21 protein-coding genes are annotated in these 19,993 nt (G+C 51.3%); 15 read left to right on the top strand and 6 right to left on the bottom strand.

Features of this window, described 5'->3' with window-relative positions; all coding sequences use genetic code 11:
• Window positions 1-85: 85 nt before the first annotated feature.
• From ispG to ebsA, 3 genes are all read right to left on the bottom strand, one after another.
• Window positions 86-1,306 carry a (E)-4-hydroxy-3-methylbut-2-enyl-diphosphate synthase gene (gene ispG / locus AACT35_RS13630; protein WP_012306372.1) on the bottom strand — a complete coding sequence of 407 codons (1,221 nt, stop codon included), beginning with the start codon at window positions 1,304-1,306 and terminating at the stop codon, window positions 86-88.
• Window positions 1,307-1,377: 71 nt separating this feature from the next.
• Window positions 1,378-2,466: a phosphotransacetylase family protein gene (locus tag AACT35_RS13625; RefSeq protein WP_012306373.1), complete on the bottom strand. Its 1,089-nt coding sequence runs from the start codon at window positions 2,464-2,466 to the stop codon at window positions 1,378-1,380.
• 76 nt (window positions 2,467-2,542) lie between these two features.
• Window positions 2,543-2,923 carry a type IV pilus biogenesis protein EbsA gene (gene ebsA, locus AACT35_RS13620; RefSeq protein ID WP_012306374.1) on the bottom strand — a complete coding sequence of 127 codons (381 nt, stop codon included), beginning with the start codon at window positions 2,921-2,923 and terminating at the stop codon, window positions 2,543-2,545.
• 127 nt (window positions 2,924-3,050) lie between these two features.
• On the opposite strand from ebsA, the gene dusA reads away from it, so the two are divergent.
• From dusA to atpC, 5 genes are all read left to right on the top strand, one after another.
• Complete coding sequence (gene dusA, locus AACT35_RS13615; RefSeq protein WP_099237836.1) at window positions 3,051-4,085, top strand: tRNA dihydrouridine(20/20a) synthase DusA; 1,035 nt, start codon at window positions 3,051-3,053, stop codon at window positions 4,083-4,085.
• 2 nt (window positions 4,086-4,087) lie between these two features.
• Window positions 4,088-5,401: a four-carbon acid sugar kinase family protein gene (locus AACT35_RS13610; RefSeq protein WP_099237834.1), complete on the top strand. Its 1,314-nt coding sequence runs from the start codon at window positions 4,088-4,090 to the stop codon at window positions 5,399-5,401.
• A 32-nt stretch (window positions 5,402-5,433) separates the two neighbouring features.
• Window positions 5,434-6,183, top strand: a complete 750-nt coding sequence (rsmG, locus tag AACT35_RS13605; protein ID WP_099237832.1) for a 16S rRNA (guanine(527)-N(7))-methyltransferase RsmG — start codon at window positions 5,434-5,436, stop codon at window positions 6,181-6,183.
• A 156-nt stretch (window positions 6,184-6,339) separates the two neighbouring features.
• Window positions 6,340-7,791 carry a F0F1 ATP synthase subunit beta gene (gene atpD / locus AACT35_RS13600; RefSeq protein ID WP_012306378.1) on the top strand — a complete coding sequence of 484 codons (1,452 nt, stop codon included), beginning with the start codon at window positions 6,340-6,342 and terminating at the stop codon, window positions 7,789-7,791.
• 100 nt (window positions 7,792-7,891) lie between these two features.
• Window positions 7,892-8,296 (top strand): ATP synthase F1 subunit epsilon, encoded by a 405-nt coding sequence (gene atpC / locus AACT35_RS13595; RefSeq protein WP_012306379.1) that lies wholly within the window; start codon window positions 7,892-7,894, stop codon window positions 8,294-8,296.
• 147 nt (window positions 8,297-8,443) lie between these two features.
• Here the strand turns inward: atpC and AACT35_RS13590 are convergent, their stop codons facing one another.
• Window positions 8,444-8,746 (bottom strand): 30S ribosomal protein PSRP-3, encoded by a 303-nt coding sequence (locus AACT35_RS13590; RefSeq protein WP_012306380.1) that lies wholly within the window; start codon window positions 8,744-8,746, stop codon window positions 8,444-8,446.
• Window positions 8,747-9,036: 290 nt separating this feature from the next.
• Here AACT35_RS13590 and rimP point away from each other — a divergent pair, with 290 nt between their 5' ends.
• The 8 genes from rimP (at window position 9,037) to recO (ending at window position 16,410) form a co-directional block, all read left to right on the top strand.
• Window positions 9,037-9,498, top strand: a complete 462-nt coding sequence (gene rimP, locus AACT35_RS13585; protein ID WP_099238021.1) for a ribosome maturation factor RimP — start codon at window positions 9,037-9,039, stop codon at window positions 9,496-9,498.
• Window positions 9,499-9,559: 61 nt separating this feature from the next.
• Entirely contained in the window at window positions 9,560-10,822 is a 1,263-nt protein-coding gene (gene nusA / locus AACT35_RS13580; protein WP_099237830.1) for a transcription termination factor NusA, read from the top strand.
• 51 nt (window positions 10,823-10,873) lie between these two features.
• Window positions 10,874-11,128: a YlxR family protein gene (locus tag AACT35_RS13575; RefSeq protein ID WP_012306383.1), complete on the top strand. Its 255-nt coding sequence runs from the start codon at window positions 10,874-10,876 to the stop codon at window positions 11,126-11,128.
• Window positions 11,129-11,365: 237 nt separating this feature from the next.
• Window positions 11,366-14,305, top strand: a complete 2,940-nt coding sequence (gene infB, locus AACT35_RS13570) for a translation initiation factor IF-2 (protein ID WP_099237828.1) — start codon at window positions 11,366-11,368, stop codon at window positions 14,303-14,305.
• A 193-nt stretch (window positions 14,306-14,498) separates the two neighbouring features.
• Complete coding sequence (gene petN / locus AACT35_RS13565; RefSeq protein ID WP_071819460.1) at window positions 14,499-14,588, top strand: cytochrome b6-f complex subunit PetN; 90 nt, start codon at window positions 14,499-14,501, stop codon at window positions 14,586-14,588.
• 4 nt (window positions 14,589-14,592) lie between these two features.
• Complete coding sequence (locus tag AACT35_RS13560) at window positions 14,593-14,730, top strand: hypothetical protein (RefSeq protein ID WP_168191133.1); 138 nt, start codon at window positions 14,593-14,595, stop codon at window positions 14,728-14,730.
• Window positions 14,731-14,903: 173 nt separating this feature from the next.
• A complete protein-coding gene (gene deoC / locus AACT35_RS13555) occupies window positions 14,904-15,590 on the top strand; it encodes a deoxyribose-phosphate aldolase (protein ID WP_065710244.1) in 687 nt (228 codons plus the stop codon).
• Between the two features lie 7 nt (window positions 15,591-15,597).
• The gene (gene recO, locus AACT35_RS13550; RefSeq protein WP_099237826.1) at window positions 15,598-16,410 is read left to right on the top strand and encodes a DNA repair protein RecO; all 813 of its coding nucleotides are present in this window, start codon (window positions 15,598-15,600) and stop codon (window positions 16,408-16,410) included.
• Between the two features lie 10 nt (window positions 16,411-16,420).
• Here recO and AACT35_RS13545 read toward each other — a convergent pair whose 3' ends face one another.
• Window positions 16,421-17,539 carry a hypothetical protein gene (locus AACT35_RS13545; protein ID WP_099237824.1) on the bottom strand — a complete coding sequence of 373 codons (1,119 nt, stop codon included), beginning with the start codon at window positions 17,537-17,539 and terminating at the stop codon, window positions 16,421-16,423.
• Window positions 17,540-17,638: 99 nt separating this feature from the next.
• Window positions 17,639-19,264 (bottom strand): PhnE/PtxC family ABC transporter permease, encoded by a 1,626-nt coding sequence (locus AACT35_RS13540; RefSeq protein WP_254047943.1) that lies wholly within the window; start codon window positions 19,262-19,264, stop codon window positions 17,639-17,641.
• A gap of 76 nt (window positions 19,265-19,340) precedes the next feature.
• On the opposite strand from AACT35_RS13540, the gene psbX reads away from it, so the two are divergent.
• Together psbX and AACT35_RS13530 are read left to right on the top strand one after the other, a co-directional pair.
• On the top strand, window positions 19,341-19,457 hold the full coding sequence (gene psbX, locus AACT35_RS13535) for a photosystem II reaction center X protein (protein ID WP_030005983.1): 117 nt from the start codon (window positions 19,341-19,343) through the stop codon (window positions 19,455-19,457).
• A 240-nt stretch (window positions 19,458-19,697) separates the two neighbouring features.
• A partial coding sequence (locus AACT35_RS13530; RefSeq protein WP_158227947.1) for a helix-turn-helix domain-containing protein occupies window positions 19,698-19,993 on the top strand: 296 nt, incomplete at its 3' end.

Below are 19,993 nucleotides of genomic sequence, written 5' to 3'. Positions count from 1 at the left end.
GTTCATTCTTTGATACGAGAAAAAACCCAGGGGATGAATTGATATCGCCTGGGTGACAAATGATTGAGAGAATTTCTGTCAAAAACTATTGGGGCGGATCAACCCAGCGACCATCAGCTTTAATAAGGTTAATCAGTTCTTCAACCCCTTGGGCTTCCGGGACTTTGCGGATTTCTTCCCGACCACGGTATAGGGAAATTACACCGGGCGTTTTCCCCACATAGCCATAATCCGCATCGGCCATTTCACCGGGGCCATTCACGATACAACCCATTACGGCAATATCTAGACCCGTGAGGTGATTTGTCGCTTCGCGCACCTTATGAAGCACTTCTTCGAGGTTAAAGAGCGTCCGGCCACAGGAAGGGCAGGCGACGTATTCCACCATGGTTTTCCGTAGGCCTAGGGCTTGGAGGATGCTATAGCAGACGGGAATTTCCTTTTCAGGTGCTTCCGTGAGGGAAACACGGATTGTGTCGCCAATGCCTTCCGCCAGGAGCGTCCCAATGCCTGCAGTAGATTTAATGCGGCCATATTCTCCATCTCCAGCTTCGGTTACGCCCAGGTGGAGGGGATAGTCCATACCGAGTTCATCCATCCGTTTAGCCATGAGGCGATAGGCGGCCAACATCACCGGGACACGGGATGCCTTCATGGAAATGATCAGGTTATGGAAATCGAGGGACTGACAAATCCGAATAAATTCTAGGGCTGATTCGACCATGCCTTCGGGAGTATCCCCGTAGGTGAAGAGCATCCGCTCGGCGAGGGAACCATGGTTGACGCCGATGCGCATGGCTTTGCCTTGATCCCGCAGGGAAACCACCAAGGGTTCGAGGGTTTCACGAATCTTTTCACCAATGGCCGCAAATTCTGCTTCGGTATAACCGGTGCGATCGCCACTGGCCTGTTCAAAAACATAAAGACCGGGATTGATGCGCACTTTATCCACGTGTTTGGCAACTTCCAGAGCAATTTTCATGCCGTTATGGTGGACATCCGCCACAATTGGCACTGCCTGGTAGGTCTCGGCGAGCTTCGCTTTGATCTGAGCCAGGGAACGGGCGTGGGCCATACTCGGAACAGTTACCCGGACGATTTCACAGCCAATTTCATGAAGTCGGCGGATTGCCGCGACGGAGCCCTCTATGTCAAGGGTATCTTCGTTGATCATCGACTGGACAACCACAGGATAATCACTGCCGATGGTGACATTGCCCACCTTGACAGCTCTGGTTTTCCGGCGATGGATAGTGGTATCCACAAGGGAATCGGTCGTTTGCACAGGACGCTCTACAGCTTGCATGGAACTTGAGGATAGGAAATTACAAAAAGTCGCTGGTATCTAGGATCTAAGCATAAGCGTTGGCAAAGGTTCTAGGCAACGGGAAAGGGCATCTGGGCTAAGAAACGCTCGAAGTCAAAATGCTTTTGGAATAGGGTCTGGGCCACTTCTACTTTAATCGGCTCCTGGAGGCGCACATGGTTAAAGGCTTGGTCGATGATTTCGACGGTGGTCAGGGTGTCATAGTCCACCGACAGAATTGGGATTTCTAGGTCTTCGGCGCGGTTGAGAATAATTTCTTGGGGGGCGACATGGCCTGTCAGGATCAGACATTGGGTGGAGGTTTCTAGGGCTGCCAGTTGCAGATCAGTGCGATCGCCCCCAGTGACCACCGCCATATTTTGTCGTTGCCGGAAATATTTCAAGGCAGAGTTAACGTTCATCGCGCCAATGGTGAGACTTTCGACCATCAGATCTAGGCGATTAGCCCGACAAAGAACTTCCGCATTGAGGCGTTTCACCAATTCCCGCACCGTTACACTCCGGAGGATCCGGTCGGCGGGGACAAGGCCATAGACATCAATGCCCCGCTGGGCCAAGAAGGGCTTAATTTGGGTTTCGGCGGTTTCGAGGGCTTCGGGGGGAATTTTGTTAATCACCACTCCCATAAGGCGATCGCCCAGGAACCGATAAATTGTCAACAAACTATCAACTAAAAGCTTGTGGTGGTAGGGGATGACCAAGAGGATTTTGGCCCCTAGGGTCGCCGCAATTTCTCCGGCAGAGAGGTTAAATAAACTCCCTTCCCAGAGACTTTTGGGGGCTTCGATAAAGGTAATGTCACTGGCGATCGCCCCTAGATCATCCTTGAGTTTTTGAGGATAATCGGTTTGGTCTTGACCCGTAAGTCGCTGGGCCACCGTTGCCTCATCCAGAAAAAGTACCGGCGATCGCACTTCCGTTTCCTTAAGACCAAAGGCTTCCCCAAGGAACCGGAGATCATCTTCGATGCGGGTGAAACGCCCATTCTGCTCGTCATGCCAAACTGTACCGATGGGCTTACTGTAGGCCACAGAGATGCCTTTTTGCTTAAGGCTCTGTACCAACCCAAGTAGCACAGCAGATTTCCCACTGTAGGGTTCGGTAGAAGCAACGACGATATGTTGGGTTGAATTGGTCACACCCACTACTCCTTTAGAAGCTCACATTCTTTAGCCTCCACAATAACGGAATTTCGCGACTGAGCAAACCAGGACGCTATTCTTTTTTTAGGCCCAGAAGCTCCCGATAAAAATCCTTAGGAAAGTCAATGGCCCCGTCACGACCAAAGCCAATTAAGAGATCAATGAGGTAATCTACGAACTGGTGGTTTGGTAATGTCACGCTGTAACTGAGATCCGCCTGGGCCGCAAATTGAAGGCGACAACTGGTCATTTCCGACGGTAATTTAGAGACATACCAACTGGCCACAAAGGGGATACTTTCTCCTTTTTCGATCACCCGTTTCCCCTCAACGGAGCCGATCTGGTATAGTCCGAGGGCTTTGGGCAGTGTTTTTTGTTTATTTTTTGGATAGTAGGGAGCATAAACCATCACTTCTCCCTTTCCTGCAGATTGGATATCGTCAAAAACAGCCATGGGGCATTGCTCTAAAGAAATCAGTTAGCGTTGAGAATACATCGCATTGTAGCCTGTTGGCTGGTTTCTGTTTTGTTCTAGGATTGGCTGAAATTTCCGTTGAATATTTCTTCATCCGTTTTGGTTTATGTCGCAGAGGATCAATACCGTGGTTTGTCCCCATTTGTTAAGTGTAGCGCCGATGATGGATCGCACCGATCGCCATTTTCGTTACTTGATGCGCCAGATTACCCGACGGACATTACTCTACACAGAGATGATTACCACCCAGGCGATTATCCATGGCGATCGCCCCAAGCTTTTAGATTTTGAGGCGGCGGAACATCCCATTTCCCTCCAGTTGGGAGGTGATAACCCAAAGGAACTAGCTGAATGTGCCAAGGTGGGCGAAGACTGGGGTTACGACGAAATTAATCTCAATGTGGGCTGTCCCAGTCCGCGGGTGCAACAGGGCAATTTTGGGGCTTGTTTAATGACCCAGCCGGAGTTGGTGGCCGATTGTGTAGCGGCGATGCAGGGGGCAGTCAATATTCCCGTTACAGTAAAACATCGCATTGGCGTCGATGAACAGGATAGTTACGCAGACCTCTGCCGCTTTATCGAGATTGTCTCGGCAACCGGATGCGATCGCTTTTCCGTTCATGCCCGCAAAGCCTGGCTACAGGGTTTAAGCCCAAAGGAAAACCGCACGGTACCACCTTTACGTTATGCAGATGTTTATCGGTTAAAACAAGACTTTCCTCACCTCTGGATCGAGATCAATGGCGGCATTACGACGCTAGAACAAATTCAAACCCATTTAACCCAAGTGGATGCGGTCATGGTGGGGCGGGCAGCCTATGACAACCCCTATCTGTTTGCGACGGTGGACCGCGATATCTACGGGGAAGCGGTACAGCCCAAAAGCCGCCATGAAATTGTTGAGGAGATGTTGCCTTACATTGAACGTGCCACAAAAGCCGGGGTGAAACTCCACAGCATTAGTCGTCACATGTTGTCGCTGTTTTTAGGCCAGCCCGGCACCAAAGCCTGGAAACGGTTTATCACGGAGGAGGGTCGAGGAACGACGGTGGGACGAGAAATTATTGAGCAAGCCTTGGCCCTGGTGCCCCAGACAAACGCGATCGCCGATCCGGTCTCCATGGTTTCTGGGAGAAAGTGACCATGACAGCAAAAATTATTGTGCTTGATGATGACCCGACGGGCTCCCAAACGGTGCATAGTTGTCCATTACTATTGCGTTGGGATGTGGACACGCTGCGGTTGGGTTTACGGAATACTGCCCCCATTATTTTTATTTTGGCGAATACCCGCGCTTTGACAGAACCAGAGGCGATCGCCACCACCACAGCAGTTTGTCGGAATCTCAAAATTGCCCTGACCCAGGAAAATATCCAGGAATATCTGATCGTCAGTCGCTCGGATTCCACCTTGAGGGGCCATTTCCCGGCAGAAACTGAGGCGATCGCCAACGTATTAGGGCCGTTTGATGCTTGTTTTTTTGCCCCAGCATTTTTTGAGGGGGGCCGCATTACCCGCAACGGCATTCACTATGTCCAGGAAAATGAACGCTTGATCCCCGTGGCTGAGACAGAATTTGCGGGCGATCGCCTCTTTGGTTTTCAGGACAGTTTTTTACCTGATTTTATTGCGACGAAAACCCAGGGCGCAGTGACAGCGAATCAAGTGGATTGCCTGAGTCCAGAGAAGCTCCCAGGAAATCTCCAGAACTATTTTTGTAGTTTACAGAATGGAAAATACGTTGTCCTCGACGGTGAAGAACAAGCCGATTTTGATCGTCTAGTTCCGGCGCTATTTCACGCGATTCACCAGGGTAAAAAGTTTCTCTTTCGCAGTGCCGCCAGTTTGCTGACTTCCCTCGCCGATCTTGGCCCCCAACCGATTCCCCCAGAAGAAAGTTTTACCGTGCGGCGATCGCCCCAACCCGGCCTGATTATCGTCGGCTCCCATACGCAAAAAACCACTGTACAACTCGCGGAATTGCTGCAATTAGCAGGCGTTGTCGGCGTTGAAATCGACGTAGAGCTGTGCCAAACATCCCCAGGTCGTGATCAACTAGCAGTGACAAGTCTGGAGCAGATCCAAAAAATTCGTCAGGCCGGACAAACCCCCGTACTCTTTACCAGTCGGCAAGTGGCGGCCAGCGACCAAGCCCAACATAACCTTGGATTTGGTAAAAATATCACGGCTCTATTCCTTAAAATTTTTGCCCAGTTGCCCGCAGATCTCGGCTTTGTGATTAGTAAAGGAGGTAACACCACCAATGCGCTACTCCAAAAAGGTTTGCGGGTTCCGGCGATTCAGTTGCTCGGCCAAATTATCCCTGGTTGTTGCCTCGTGCAAACGGAGCATGATCACCCGCAATTTCCCCAGTTACCTGTGGTACTGTTTCCTGGCAATGTGGGCGATCGCCACAGTCTCGTCACCGCTTACCAACGCCTCCAAATTCCCCGTTGATCCCAATCTAGGCTTTATTTTTTCTTGAAACCATGAACGACATCGAAGCCCTATTTCGCGACCTATGCCAGCGCTATGCCGATCCTCACCTTTGGCAACCCGATTCCTCCCACTATCCGGCCCTTGCTGCCCTTTACCACGGCATTTGCGACGGCAACCAGCGGCTGAATCTGACCCGAATCACGTCTCCGGAAGACTTTTGGGAAAAACATTTGTGGGATTCCTACGCCGCTTTGAAACTAGACGTATTGGCGGAGCGTTTAACCCAGCCCCAAAAAGTCATCGATGTGGGCACTGGGGGCGGCTTTCCCGGCATTCCCTTGGCGATCGCCTTTCCTGAGTGGCAAATTACCCTGCTCGATGCCACCCGCAAAAAAATTAATTTCCTCGTTGAACTGAGCCAAACCCTCCAACTGAACACCCTTGGCATCGCTGACCGGGCTGAAACCCTGGGTCAAGACCCAAAATACCGGGAAAGCTATGACATCGCGACGATCCGCGCCGTGGGTAAAGCCTCCCTCTGTGTGGAATATCTCTTGCCCCTACTCAAAATTGGCGGCCTCGCGGTTCTCTATCGGGGTCAATGGTCTGAGGCCGAAACAGAACAACTCCAAGGGGCGATCGCCCAATGTGGTGGTCAACTCCTAGCCGTACAGCAATTTACAACCCCAATCACCCAGGGCCAGCGCACCTGTCTCTACATCGAGAAAAAACAGGCCACAGCCCCCCAATTCCCTAGGGCGATCGGCCTGCCGAAACAATCCCCCCTCGCCCCGGTTTAAGCCTTATAGATCAAGCTCCCTGGCCCTCTGTCGAATCTTGTTTACTTGATCCCAAGAGATGGTACCCTGAGTATGGCAAATTTTTACATTTGGTTAAAACTTTAGGAACAAAGCCAGCATTTGGCCTAGAGCGAAACCAATCGATAATAGAGAAGCATGGTAGCTACACAAGAAAAAACTTTAGGTAAAATCACTCAGATCATTGGCCCTGTCATTGACGCAGAGTTCCCCAGTGGCAAAATGCCTCGGATTTATAACGCTCTAAAAATCCAAGGCAAAAACCCCTACGGCCAAGAAATCAACCTCACCTGTGAAGTTCAACAGTTGCTCGGCGACAACCAAGTCCGGGCCGTTGCCATGAGCTCCACCGACGGTCTCGTTCGCGGCATGGATATCCTCGACACTGGTGCCCCCATCAGCGTTCCTGTAGGGAAGAAAACCCTCGGTCGGATTTTCAACGTCCTCGGTGAACCCGTAGACGAAAAAGGCGAAGTTGGCGCAGAAGAAACCTCCCCGATCCACCGCCCTGCTCCTAAGCTGACCGAACTCGACACGGCTCCTTCTGTGTTTGAAACGGGCATTAAAGTTGTTGACCTTCTTACTCCCTACCGTCGTGGTGGGAAAATTGGTCTCTTTGGTGGTGCTGGTGTTGGTAAAACCGTCATCATGATGGAGCTGATCAACAACATCGCCACCAACCACGGTGGTGTGTCTGTATTCGCCGGTGTAGGGGAACGGACCCGTGAAGGGAATGACCTCTACAACGAAATGATTGAATCTGGCGTTATCAACCCCGATAACCTCAACGATTCCAAGATCGCCCTTGTGTACGGTCAGATGAACGAGCCCCCCGGAGCCCGGATGCGGGTTGGTCTGTCTGGTTTGACCATGGCGGAATATTTCCGTGATGTAAACAAGCAGGACGTACTTCTCTTCGTTGACAACATCTTCCGCTTTGTCCAGGCTGGTTCTGAAGTATCGGCACTGCTCGGTCGGATGCCTTCTGCGGTAGGTTATCAGCCCACCCTCGGTACTGACGTTGGGGATCTCCAAGAGCGCATTACCTCCACCAAGGAAGGTTCTATCACCTCGATCCAGGCAGTTTATGTCCCTGCGGATGACTTGACTGACCCTGCTCCGGCAACCACCTTCGCTCACCTCGACGGTACTACTGTACTTTCCCGTGCTTTGGCGTCTAAAGGGATTTATCCTGCTGTGGACCCCCTCGATTCCACCAGTACAATGCTTCAGCCCAGCATCGTGGGCGAAGACCACTACAACACGGCGCGTGCGGTACAGTCTACCCTCCAGCGCTATAAGGAACTCCAGGACATCATCGCAATTCTTGGTTTGGACGAACTTTCTGAAGAAGACCGTCTGACCGTAGACCGGGCCCGGAAGATTGAGCGTTTCTTGTCTCAGCCTTTCTTCGTGGCAGAAGTATTTACCGGTTCTCCTGGTAAGTATGTGACCCTCGAAGAAACCATTGAAGGCTTCAAGCGCATCCTCTCTGGTGAATTAGATGATCTACCTGAGCAGGCGTTCTACCTCGTTGGCAACATCGAAGAGGCGATCGCCAAAGGTAAGAAGCTCAAAGAGCAAGGCTAAACCCTGCTTCGCCTAAGACATCAGGTCAGTGCTACCGTTCTGCGGGGTGCTGACCTTGAACGTCAGAATTTTCCTTATTTTTTGAATTAGATTTAAGCAAATGGCTTTAAAAGTACGAGTGATCACCCCAGACCGGACGGTACTGGATGACAGTGTCGAAGAAGTCATCCTCCCCAGTAGTTCTGGTCAAATCGGTATTTTGTCGGGCCACGCGCCCCTCCTCACAGCCCTCGAATCCGGCGTCATTCGCGTCCGGACCAGTGGTTGGGAGAACATCGCAATTACCGATGGCTTTGCTGAGGTAGAAGCTAATGAAGTGAAGGTGCTGGTTAACACTGCAGCCAAAGGTCAAGACATCGATCTTGAAGAAGCCCGCAAGGCCTTTGAAAGTGCAAAGGCACAACTTGATCAAGTCAATGCGGCAGATCGTAAAGCAATCCTTGATGCCCGCAAAGAACTCAAGCGGACCCGGGCCCGCTACATGGCGGCTGGTGGCATGGCATAGGCAATGTGTCGCCCCAGGGCCAAAAAATTTTGCAATAAAAAGGCAGCTCTAGGGCTGCCCATTTTTTTATAGAAATTAATTACAAAATAACAATCGTAAAAACTTAGATAGTGATTACATTTAAGACAAGTACAGGGGCAATTGACTTTAGTTACTGCCGCTAAAGGCCACTTCAGGGAATTTTGCCTGGGCTTCAGCCATACTGGTCTTTTTGCCATGTTCTTGCCAGTAATTGATAACTTCTGTGGCTTGGTTGAGCACTTCGATGCGCTCTGCCTCAGAAATCCAGTGCTTCGCTTCTAGTTCGTCTTTTAATTGTTGCCAAGCGTCGTTACGGGGCCAAAAGAAATAGGCGGTCAAAGGACTGGTGCCTTTCCCAACAACTTGATCCACGGCGATCGCCACGTCTTTATCTAACCAAAGTACCTTTAAAAGAAATCTTTCTACCAAAGAAGCCTCCAAACCCAAATTTACACAAGTGGTTTCAAAAATTTACAGTCTATTATTTTACATTGAAGCGGGAGATTTGGATGCCCCCTAGAAAATCTCCTGACGAATTGGGGAAACAAATCCAGAGAAATAAACACTTGTTACCGGGGGCGATCGCCCCAAGCTATGTCATTGTGACGGGCGAATGTTAGACTATTTGGAGATAGATGAAAATTTTTTTATCTATACCACCCCGATCAAAAAATCCTGAAGTGGGCCTGACCCGCTTTTTTTGTTGTCTAGATTTCCCCATGGCTCATCCCCTCGTACCCCGAATCGTAACCTGTGCCGAACCCATTGCTGCAGAGTTGGGCTTGGAAGTGGTGGATGTGGTGTTCCAGACGAATAAAAAACCACCAGTCCTCAGAATTGATGTGCGGAATCTCTCCCAAGACACTGGCCTGGAAGATTGCGAGCGCTTTAGTCGCCTGCTCGATCCCCAACTGGAAGCCCAAAATATTATCCCCGGAGCCTATGTGTTGGAAGTTTCTAGCCCTGGCACTGACCGTAACCTCACCACGGATCGGGAATTTATTGCCTTCCGGGGCTTTCCTGTCCGGGTGAAAACCTATGCTCCCTACAAGGATCAAAAAGAATGGTCTGGCACCCTGAAAGAACGGGATGAAACCGCCATTCACCTCAATCTCAAAGGTAAGGTGATCGCCATTCCCCGGGAACTAGTCGCCAAAGTACAACTAGATGACCAACCCTAGTTGCCCTACAAACTGCCCCTAGCTTTGTTCATTTATCGATTTTTTCTATCCGTAAATTTCTATGTCCCTTGTTAGTCTCACTGGTTTAAGCGCCCTCGTTGAAGAAATCAGCGATCGCCACAATTTACCCCAAAGTGCCGTCCATGAAGCCCTCCGAGAAGCCCTGCTCAAAGGTTATGAGCGCTATCGTCGTTCCCTAACGCTCAACCAAGCTACCCCCTTCGCCGAAGACTACTTCGATAACTTTGAAGTCGAACTAGACCTCGAAGACGAAGGCTTTCGGGTATTAGCCACCAAGGTGATTGTCGAAGAAGTGGAAAACTCCGATCATCAAATTGCCCTACAAGAAGTCCAAGAAGTCGCCAATGAAGCCCAACTTGGTGATTCCGTAATCCTAGACGTCACCCCCGAACAGAGTGATTTTGGGCGAATGGCCGCGATTCAAACCAAGCAAGTGCTGCTCCAAAAATTACGGGATCAGCAACGAAAGCTCGTCCAAGAAGAATTCCAAGAACTAGAAGGAGAAGTCCTCCAGGCCCGTGTCCTCCGTTTTGAGCGGAACTTTGTGGTGATGGCGGTTACTAGCGCCTTTGGTCAACCAGAAACCGAAGCCGAATTACCCAGACGGGAGCAGCTCCCCAACGATAATTACCGAGCCAATACCACCTATAAAGTCTATTTAAAGCACGTCAAAGAAGGCTCCCACCGTGGCCCCCAGTTGGTCGTTTCCCGCGCCGCCGCAGATTTAGTGGTATATCTATTTGCCAACGAAGTCCCAGAAATTGAAGAAGAAATTGTGCGGATTGTGGCCGTTGCCCGGGAGGCGAATCCCCCTGGTCGTTATGTTGGCCCCCGCACAAAAATTGCCGTGGATACCCTAGAGCGCGATGTTGACCCTGTCGGTGCTTGTATTGGGGCACGGGGATCACGTATCCAAGCCGTGGTGAATGAACTGCGGGGCGAAAAAATTGATGTGATCCGTTGGTCACCGGATCCAGCGACTTACATTGCCAATGCCCTGAGCCCAGCACGGGTCGATGGGGTAATCTTGGTTGATGCGGAAGAGCGACAGGCCACGGTATTAGTTCCCGAAAACCAACTGAGCCTTGCCATTGGTAAGGAGGGACAAAATGTGCGTTTGGCCGCACGCTTGACGGGCTGGAAAATTGATATTAAAGATAGTGCTAAGTACGAGGCAGAACAGGCTGCCCTCGCTGAACAAGAGACAGTCCCCCCCAGTGAAATGGCGTCGGAAACTGCTGTGCTGCCGGATCAAGCTGAAACAGAACCTTTAGAAGAAGAGGCCACGCCAACGGACGCTTAGATTCCGGGGGGAATTTTGATGTAAAAGGCGATCGCCATTTCAACCATTGCCATGGAGCCAAATCTACGCCGCTGTGTTGCCTGCCGCAAACTTGCCCCAAAACAATCTCTTTGGCGGGTGGTTCGAGTCTATCCATCCCAGCAGGTACAATTAGATCGGGGCATGGGGCGTTCCGCCTATCTCTGTCAATGTCACCATTGTCTAGAAATGGCCCAGCGCAAAGATCGGCTCGGGCGATCGCTCAAAAAGAACGTCTCCCCTGAGATTTATCAAACCCTAAAAGAACGCTTAAATTCTCTCAATTAAAGCTCTAACAATCGCCACTCCTCAAGCCATTATGGACGCGCGATGCTATTTAAAATCATCCCTGAAATTACTCAGATTAAACCTTCTTTTTATTGTTGAACTCTAGCAAGCCCGGAGGCCTTTCCATTCATCATTGCCGCTAATCCCCGTTGGATTTAGATCCCACAATCCACATTAAACCCACCTATCCCTCACTCACCCTCAATTTGTACGACTAGTAGTTAAGGACATTATTGGATGAATAACGAAAAAGTTAGAATTTACGAACTTTCAAAGGAACTAGATCTCGAAAACAAAGACATTTTAGAATTCTGTGGCCAGCTCTCCATTGATGTGAAGAGTCACAGTAGCACCATCACGACAGAAGAAGCTGATAAAATCCGGGCGATCGCCACACAAAAGCGCCCCCAAGCCCCCAAGGCCCAGCGGCCCCAGAGAAAGAAAAAACAAGAAATTCTCTCCGTCCAGCACCAGCCCCAGGGCGCAAAACCCCAGGCTAGTAAATCAGAATCAGCCGACGCAAATCAACCAACCCCAACAGCCAAAAAGCTTGAACGTCCGAAATTGCAGTCTCCTCCGAGTCGAGGAAAAGAGACACCTGCACAACCAGAAGAGTCTCCGACCAACAATGGAGCCAAAGCCGAGCCAGTGGCCAAGACAACTTCCCCCAAAGCAGAACCAGCAGCCCCCGCTGCCCCGAAACCCAAGCTCATGGGGCCGCCGCCTCGGCCAACCCCCAAATCATCTGCTCCCAAGACGCCCGATGCCAGTCCTGCAACGGCAGAAACAAACAGTGGGGCAACCCAAGCCGATGTGAGGGCCAAATCCCTCTCGAAAAATACCGCCGAAGCCCCGGCCAAAGCACCAAAATTACGGCCAAAACCGCAAATTGTTGGCACCGTCAGTAAAAAGCCCGCCCCCGTTCAAGCGATTGAACCTGAGCTTGACGAAGAACCCGATACCAACAATGTCGAAGGGGATGATGACGCAACCCCAGAAGTCCTTCTTGCTCCTCCTAAGCGCCCCGCCGCAAAACCCAAAAAAGCCATTGGCCCGAAACCCAGCAAACGTAAAGTCTGGGAAGATGAGGAAGAGGACGAATCCGAAAGCAAGAAGACAAAAACCAGCAAACTCAAGCGTCGCCCCGTTGTCATTGATGACGATGACGATGACTTTGGCACAACCACAAACAACAATGCCGAAGTGCCTTCTGTCAGCTTGTCCATTGCCCGTCCCCCCAAACCGAAGAGTGCTTCATCATCTCCTTCCCCAAGCAAGCCATCACCTTCAAAACCGAAGAAACCAGCGGCGAAACGATCTGGCAGTGGTGGCAGTGGTCAATCTCAGAAAGAACAACGGCGCGATCGCCCTGATGTGAAAACACCACCAGCGGAGATCACCCTCACAGAAACCATGACCCTCCGGGAAATGGCAGATATCCTCTGCATCGCTGAAACAGACATTATCCGTCGCCTCTTCAGTAAGGGGATCGCGATCAACATCACCCAAACCCTAGACTATGACACCGCCCAGATGGTGGCCGAGGAATTTGACGTGAAAGTCATTGCCCCAGAGGTGAAATCAGCGGCTGAAAAATCCACAGAAATGCTGGATGTGGCCGACCTCGAACACCTCCAACATCGTCCTCCGGTTGTCACCATCATGGGTCACGTTGACCACGGTAAAACTACCCTCCTGGACTCCATCCGCGAGACTAAGGTGGCCCAAGGGGAAGCCGGGGGAATTACCCAGCACATTGGTGCTTACCACGTGGACATCGAACACAACGGGAAACCCGGTCAAATTGTTTTCCTCGATACTCCTGGTCACGAAGCCTTTACGGCCATGCGGGCCCGGGGTGCAAAGGTGACAGATATTGCTATCCTCGTTGTCGCCGCTGATGACGGTGTCCGTCCCCAGACCCTAGAGGCAATCCGCCACGCCCAAGCGGCCAAAGTGCCCATCGTTGTGGCGATCAACAAAATGGATAAACTCGGCGCAGAACCGGATCGCGTCAAGCAGGAACTCTCAGAACAGGGCTTAGTGCCTGAGGAGTGGGGCGGCGAAACCATTATGGTGCCCGTCAGTGCCCTGAAGGGAGAAAACCTAGATACTCTCCTGGAAATGATTCTGCTCGTCTCTGAGATTGAAGAACTCTCGGCGAACCCAGATCGTCTGGCGAGAGGCACAATCATTGAAGCCCACTTGGATCGCGCTCGCGGCCCGGTAGCGACTCTGTTAGTACAGAACGGAACCCTACGGGTTGGTGACATCATTGTGGCGGGATCGGTGATGGGTAAAATCCGCGCCATGATTAGCGATCGCGGTGAAAAAGTCACGGATGCAACACCGTCTTTTGCAGTGGAAATCCTTGGTTTAAGTGAGGTACCAGCGGCTGGGGATGAATTTGAAGTCTACTCCAGTGAAAAAGAAGCCCGGGCGATCGCCGACGAACGGGCCGAAGGGAAGCGTCAATCTCGGCTCCAACAGGCCATGTCTTCCCGACGGGTCAGCCTTAGCAGTCTCTCGGCCCAAGCCCAAGAAGGGGAACTTAAGGAACTCAACTTGGTGCTCAAGGCTGATGTCCAGGGTTCCGTCGAGGCGATTCTCGGCTCCCTCCAACAACTGCCCCAGGACGAAGTCCAAATTCGTGTCTTGCTGTCTGCTCCCGGTGAAATCAGCGAAACAGATGTTGATCTTGCCGCCGCCAGTGGGGCGATCATTATCGGCTTTAACACGACCTTGGCTCCCGGTGCGCGACAGGCCGCCGAACAAGAAGGGGTTGATATCCGCGAATATAACGTGATCTACCGTTTCCTCGAAGAAATCCAAGGGGCGATGGAAGGTCTCCTGGATCCAGAGGAAGTCGAAGAACCCCTAGGTCGGGCCGAAGTGCGGGCCGTCTTCCCCGTCGGGCGTGGCTCCGTTGCGGGCTGTTATGTCCAGTCGGGTAAGGTCGTTCGTAACCGGATGATCCGCGTGCGTCGGGGTGATGTCGTCGTCTATGACGGTTCCCTCGATTCCCTCAAGCGTGTCCGCGAGGATGTCCGGGAAGTCAATTCTGGCTATGAATGCGGGATTGGCGTCGATAAATTTAGCACCTGGAAAGAAGGGGACATTATCGAAGCCTACGAAATGGTCTTCAAACGCCGCACCTTGGCGGGCCGCACCAGTTAAGTGACGCACGTTGTTTAACTGGCGATAATCCTTTAATTCAAAACCTCCTGGACAACTGGGAGGTTTTTTTGGAGATCGCCAATTTAGCCTTGAATTTCACCCTGGGGATTCAGGGAGTCACGTTTCGGTAGGTTTCAAGACAGGATAAGATATGGGATGATCACTCTTTAGTAATTTCAAGGCGTTATTAAAAATGGATGTTCTTTCTCTAGGTTGGGGCGCGCTATTGGCCCTGTTCACTTGGTCGATCGCCATGGTTGTTTGGGCACGTAACGGTTTCTAGGATCGTGGAAACAATTTTTTTAAATTCTCTTTTTTTGGGAGCCCTTGCCTTGCTGCTATTGGTCAGCGGTGGGATCTCCTACCTCACCTTTGTGGAATGGCGCGATCGCCGTCGTCAAGACCGAGATAAACGGGGCAAGTAACCCTCAAACGAACTTGCGCGGCCTTGGTGCCTTTCCCGAACTATCTTGCTTGATTAATCTCCTGTGATGGCAGGGGATTTTTTTGTGGATGTTGTGCCTAGACAATTTCTACAGACGCCCCAGAAGCCGAACAATTTCTGCCACAATCAAAGGAAGTACCATTTCCAAAAACCATGGCGATTCCCGCAAACGAAATTGATTTAGCCCGGTATCTCGAACATTCTCTGTTGCACCCAGCAGCCACCGCAGCCCAGGTCAAAGAATGCTGTGAGGCGGCAGTCCAATTTGATTTTCCGGCGGTCTGTCTCTACCCAACGGCGATAAAAACAGCCCGGGATTACTTACACCAGCGACCGATTCAGATTTGTTCTGTCGTCGGTTTTCCCGCAGGGGCCCATACGACCGCAACCAAACTCTACGAAGCCCAGGAAGCGGTAGAAAATGGCGCCACGGAATTAGATGTGATGCTTAATTTGGCCTTGGTGAAAATGGGGGAATCGGAGAAGCTCTATCAGGAAGTGGCGCAAATCGTCGAACTAACTAAGGTTCCCATCAAAGGCATTTTAGAAACGGCTCTCCTAACCGATACCGAAAAACGCCTTGCCGCAGAAATTTGCCTCGATGCAGGGGTTAGTTATCTCAAAACCTCAACGGGCTGGTTCGGGGGTGCAACGGTGGCTGATGTAAAGTTGCTCCATGGGATCACCAAAGGGCGCATTGGGATCAAGGCAGCAGGAGGGATCAAAACGGTTGACCAGGCGATCGCCTTAATCCAGGCAGGCGCAACTCGCCTTGGCACCTCCCGGAGTATCAAGATTATGCAGGAAAGGGAACAAGCGAGCGACAATCCAACTTGGTAAATACGGTATGTCTTTTAAAGTCACAGGCATCATTCTCAAAGGCAGCCCCCTCGGTGAAGCGGATCGGCTGGTAACGATCCTATCGCCGGAACAAGGGTTGGTAAAAGCCGTAGCCCCAGGGGCGCGTCAACACCGTTCTGCCCTGCGGGGACGCACCGAATTACTGGTGGTCAATGAATTTGTTTTGACCAGGGGGCGATCGCTAGACCGGATTCAGCAGGCGGATATGCTCACCTCCTATTCTGGCCTCAGACATGACTTTGCCAAATTAGCCGTGGGTCAATACCTCGCAGAAGTAACCCATTACCTCGCAGTGAGCCACACCCCCCAGCCGGAATTATATGAATTGCTCCGGGAACATCTGCGCCGCATCGAAGCTTTAGAATTTCAGCCCAGCGCCAGGGTGACCCAGATCATCGCCCACCTAACCCAAGCTCTATTTCATCTGTTGGCGATCGCCGGTTTTGCCCCCCAAGTTCAACATTGCCAGGGCAGTCAAACCCTTATTTCTCCCAACTTTGTTGATCCCCGGTGGCGCATTGGCTTTAGTCACGATCTGGGGGGGATTATGGTGCTGGGCCAGGGAAACATTCGTCCCGATCAACGGCTGACGGCTTTGGAACTAGATATTTTACAAATGCTGCCCAACCGTAATTTGCCGGAGCTGCAACGGTGGCCCCAAGCCCAGGAAACAGTATTTTCCCTAGAAACAGCCTGGCTCCGGGTTGAACATCTGTTACGGCAGTACCTTGAGCATCACATTGGCAAAACCCTCAAGGCGGCCCCGCTCATCGATACCCTTGCTCCCCTAGCTTTTTAAGGGGCGATCGCTAATTGCTCGCTGCAGCCGGGGCTGAGGATTCTTGGGCCTGGAGTTGTTGCACCCGTTGTTCCACAGCTTCTAAATTTTGTTGGTAACTGGCCCGTTTCGCCTGGGCAAAATCGTAATAAAAATCCTCTGCTGGAATTGCGTCTAAGGTGGCGATCGCCGTTTGCCACTGTTCAATAATCTCTTGCCATTGGGCCACAGAAGAGGGCGGATTTTCAGCCATTTGGGCTGCCGTTGCTCCCTGGGATAAGCCTGTGATTAGATCACCAAGGCTACCATTGAGGGACTGGTAATCGGCGATTTGGGTCTGTACTTCCCCATACCGGGGCGACCAACGGGGCACGGTTTCTAAAGTGGCGATCGCCTCTTCTAAATTAGCCTGGGCCTGGAGAATCGCTTGGCCAGAGGGATTTTCACCAGCAGCAAACAGCGATCGGGCTGGATCAGCCAGTTGTGTGGCGGTGGTCAGGGGCGCACAGGCACCAATCACACAGGGACGACTCAAACCATAGCCCGCTACCCCCACAAGGACTAACAACAAACTCGCACCGAGGATTAGGGGGCCTTTTTTGCGAGGGCGATTAGAGGATTCGGTAAACTCTTCTAGCCCCCCGTCAGCAGTGGTAAACCCTTCAAAATCGCCGCTGGAATCCGTCGGCTCTTCTTCTGGGACGGCGGTATCAAACGAGTCTTCTTCTAACTCATTGCCCACGGACGGAAAAGGATCATCCGTAGCTTCGAGGTCAATATCTTCCGGAAATTCAGGTTGTTCAGGGGAGTCCAGTTCACTTTCTGGAGGTTCTCCATCGGAAACAGGCTCGACTTCAGACTGGGTGAGGGCGTGGAAAGCATAGGGTTCGTTGGCCCCAGTAATCCGCAAATAAATGAGGGTTTGATGCCCTTGGACGCGGGGATCACCCTGGAGGCGATCGCGGATCAGCCGGAAAAGGGGCGGGAGCTCTGCCGGGGCCGGAGCTTGATGTTGTACCAGGACAAGCAACAGACCTTCCTTAAAGAGACAACGCACCTGAATCGGGTCTGTGGGGAAATATTCTGCTTCAAGTTGAGTTTGGAGATCCGCTTGCAGATCCTGGAGATTTAACGGGGCAACATCGGACATAACCGCAAGAACAGCCTATGGACTTGAAATGTCATTGTAAGTAAAGCTCAAAAAAAAAGTCTTGTCAAAAGACCCCGGCGATCGCCAAAGCAAGTTTATTTAACGGGGCTGTTGTCGTAAAAAGCCACTAAAACTATCAACTCCCCAAGTAAGCAAGAGGAAACAAAGCAAGGTCAGACTGACGCCACCATAATTAAAACTGCTCAATTGTTCCATCAGAAGTCGTCCGAGGCCGCCCGCCCCCACGAGGCCGACAATGACCGTTTCCCGCAGACAGACTTCCCAACGATAAAAACTGTAGGCAATAAAATTAGGCAGCGTTAAAGGCACCGTACCGTAGAGCCAAACATTGCCTTCGCTACTGCCTAGGTTCCGGAGAGCATTGAGGGGCGCAGGGGGAACATTTTCAATTACTTCGCCCATTAATCTGCCTAAAATGCCCAGGTTATGAATCCCCAGGGCGATCGCCCCCGGCAAAGTCCCCGGAAACATCACGAATACCACTACCAATGCCCAGATGGGAGCCGGAATACTGCGACAGACCAAAAGCACCAAATGACTTAAGAGCCGTTGTCCCCAGAAAATGGGCCGCTGATTTTTCGCTGCCAAAAAGGCCAGAAAGAATCCGCCCACCCCAGCTAAGGCGATCGCCAAAATAGACATCTCCAGAGTCTGTAGACCCAGGATCGCTAACTGTTTTCCCTGGGCGAAATCGAAACTGACGGTCTGGAGTTGAGTTATAACTTCCCCCAAAAAGTCTTGGCCCCGGCCAGACCAGAGTCGCGACCAATCGGGCTGAATATACCCAAATCCCCAAGCCACTAAACCACTACCGAAAAGCATCGTACCGAAGAGCCAATCCCGCCGCTGTCCCCCCAATTTGTAACGGTGGCTGTTGAGGTCAAACCGACTGGTGCAATCCAGCCGTTGCCGCAAAAAATGACTCCCCCAATCCACCACCCCATTCAACGCAATCAGGGCATAAAACAACGTCCAAAGCTGTTCGTAGCGGAGGGATTGTAGGCTTAAATAAATCTCATAGCCCAGGCCCCCAGCACCAATAATGCCCAACACAGCCGCCGAACGCAGGGAACATTCAAAGCGATAAAAACTGTAGGACAACAAATTAAACAAAGCCTGGGGCAAAATCCCATAGAGAAAAGCTTGGGCCGTGGGGGCACCGCTATAAATTAAGGCTTCAAAGGCGGCCCGGGGAGTCTCATCAATGATTTCGGCAAAAATTTTCGCCACAATCGCCCCAAAGGGAATGGCGATCGCCCCCAAGGCCACCACCGGATCTAGACCCCAAATATTAATCAAAATCAGACCCCACACCACCTCATGGATCGAACGGGGTACAGCCAAGAGCAATCGGATGCCACCCCCCAACTGCTTGCCTTGGGGAAAAATCGTCTCCCAGAGTAACCTGGCACTGAGTAGCCCGCCGATAGTACCCACCACCAAACTCAAAAAGGTGCCGCAGATCGCATAGGCAAAGGTGGTCAGGCTTGCCTGGCAGGTCAGGAGGAGAAAGTCTACTGTTAAATTTGGCTGAAAAGCGGCCCCCACAAATCGCCCAAGGGTGCCTAAACCCTGGCCATTAAATAGGGCTCCACCCCGAACGGTAACGTCGATCAAACTGAAGGCGATCGCCAGGCCAAAAAGACCAAATCCCCAAGCCTTGGGCTGAACATTTCGGGGCAGCGGCAGGGAGATTCTAAACATCAATGGCAAGATTCGGCGGAGAGTATGGCAAAATTATCAACAAATAATTATTAAACACATTAAGGAAACCCTCATTATGACTCCCTCTTTGGCAAACTTTTTCTATAGCCTCTTGGCTGGCACCTTAGTTGTGGTCATTCCTGCCACCGCATTTTTGATTTTCATCAGTCAGCAGGACAAAATTAAGCGCTAGATATTCCCTTCCAAAACACGAAACTGCGAGGTGGGCATTTTGTAACATTGCCCACCTCTGTTTTCATCTGAGATATCTTATAGTCTGGAAACGGAAGTCGTTAGCTAAATCATGAGGAAGCCCGACGCTGAATTAAAATTACAGCGTCGGGATAAGAAGCGGTAAGTCATAGCAACGCGGAGACAAACAACAAATCTTAGGGAAATCAACAAGCTCCCTAGAACCTGATAGAATAACCTGATGCTTAACCTCACTTACGAGTACAGAGCCTATCCAACGGCCAATCAATCTTCCACAATGGAGGAGTGGCTGGCAACGTGCAAACGCGTCTATAACTACGCCTTGGCGGAGCGTCGTGACTGGATTCAGTCCCGTAAGTGCCCAGTTAATGCTTGCAGTATTCAGCGGGAATTTATTTACCCAATGGATTCAGAAAAGCCGACCTATTACAGTCAAAAGCGCAATTTGACCGCCGCAAGGAAAACTAATTCTTTTCTGCAAGCGGTGCATTCTCAAGTGCTTCAGGATGTGATGGG

This window comes from Synechococcus sp. BDU 130192, from assembly GCF_963876085.1.
GTDB lineage: Bacteria > Cyanobacteriota > Cyanobacteriia > Cyanobacteriales > MRBY01 > MRBY01.
Note: the sequence above shows the minus strand (reverse complement) of the source record. Positions and strands in the feature narration are given on the sequence as shown.

Coding starts and splice junctions, on each gene's coding strand:
- ispG (WP_012306372.1), bottom strand. CDS start 1,306: ATGCAAGCTGTAGAGCGTCCTGTGCAAACGACCGATTCCCTTGTGGAT.
- ebsA (WP_012306374.1), bottom strand. CDS start 2,923: ATGGCTGTTTTTGACGATATCCAATCTGCAGGAAAGGGAGAAGTGATG.
- dusA (WP_099237836.1), top strand. CDS start 3,051: ATGTCGCAGAGGATCAATACCGTGGTTTGTCCCCATTTGTTAAGTGTA.
- AACT35_RS13610 (WP_099237834.1), top strand. CDS start 4,088: ATGACAGCAAAAATTATTGTGCTTGATGATGACCCGACGGGCTCCCAA.
- rsmG (WP_099237832.1), top strand. CDS start 5,434: ATGAACGACATCGAAGCCCTATTTCGCGACCTATGCCAGCGCTATGCC.
- atpD (WP_012306378.1), top strand. CDS start 6,340: ATGGTAGCTACACAAGAAAAAACTTTAGGTAAAATCACTCAGATCATT.
- atpC (WP_012306379.1), top strand. CDS start 7,892: ATGGCTTTAAAAGTACGAGTGATCACCCCAGACCGGACGGTACTGGAT.
- rimP (WP_099238021.1), top strand. CDS start 9,037: ATGGCTCATCCCCTCGTACCCCGAATCGTAACCTGTGCCGAACCCATT.
- nusA (WP_099237830.1), top strand. CDS start 9,560: ATGTCCCTTGTTAGTCTCACTGGTTTAAGCGCCCTCGTTGAAGAAATC.
- AACT35_RS13575 (WP_012306383.1), top strand. CDS start 10,874: ATGGAGCCAAATCTACGCCGCTGTGTTGCCTGCCGCAAACTTGCCCCA.
- infB (WP_099237828.1), top strand. CDS start 11,366: ATGAATAACGAAAAAGTTAGAATTTACGAACTTTCAAAGGAACTAGAT.
- petN (WP_071819460.1), top strand. CDS start 14,499: ATGGATGTTCTTTCTCTAGGTTGGGGCGCGCTATTGGCCCTGTTCACT.
- deoC (WP_065710244.1), top strand. CDS start 14,904: ATGGCGATTCCCGCAAACGAAATTGATTTAGCCCGGTATCTCGAACAT.
- recO (WP_099237826.1), top strand. CDS start 15,598: ATGTCTTTTAAAGTCACAGGCATCATTCTCAAAGGCAGCCCCCTCGGT.
- AACT35_RS13545 (WP_099237824.1), bottom strand. CDS start 17,539: ATGTCCGATGTTGCCCCGTTAAATCTCCAGGATCTGCAAGCGGATCTC.
- AACT35_RS13540 (WP_254047943.1), bottom strand. CDS start 19,264: ATGTTTAGAATCTCCCTGCCGCTGCCCCGAAATGTTCAGCCCAAGGCT.
- psbX (WP_030005983.1), top strand. CDS start 19,341: ATGACTCCCTCTTTGGCAAACTTTTTCTATAGCCTCTTGGCTGGCACC.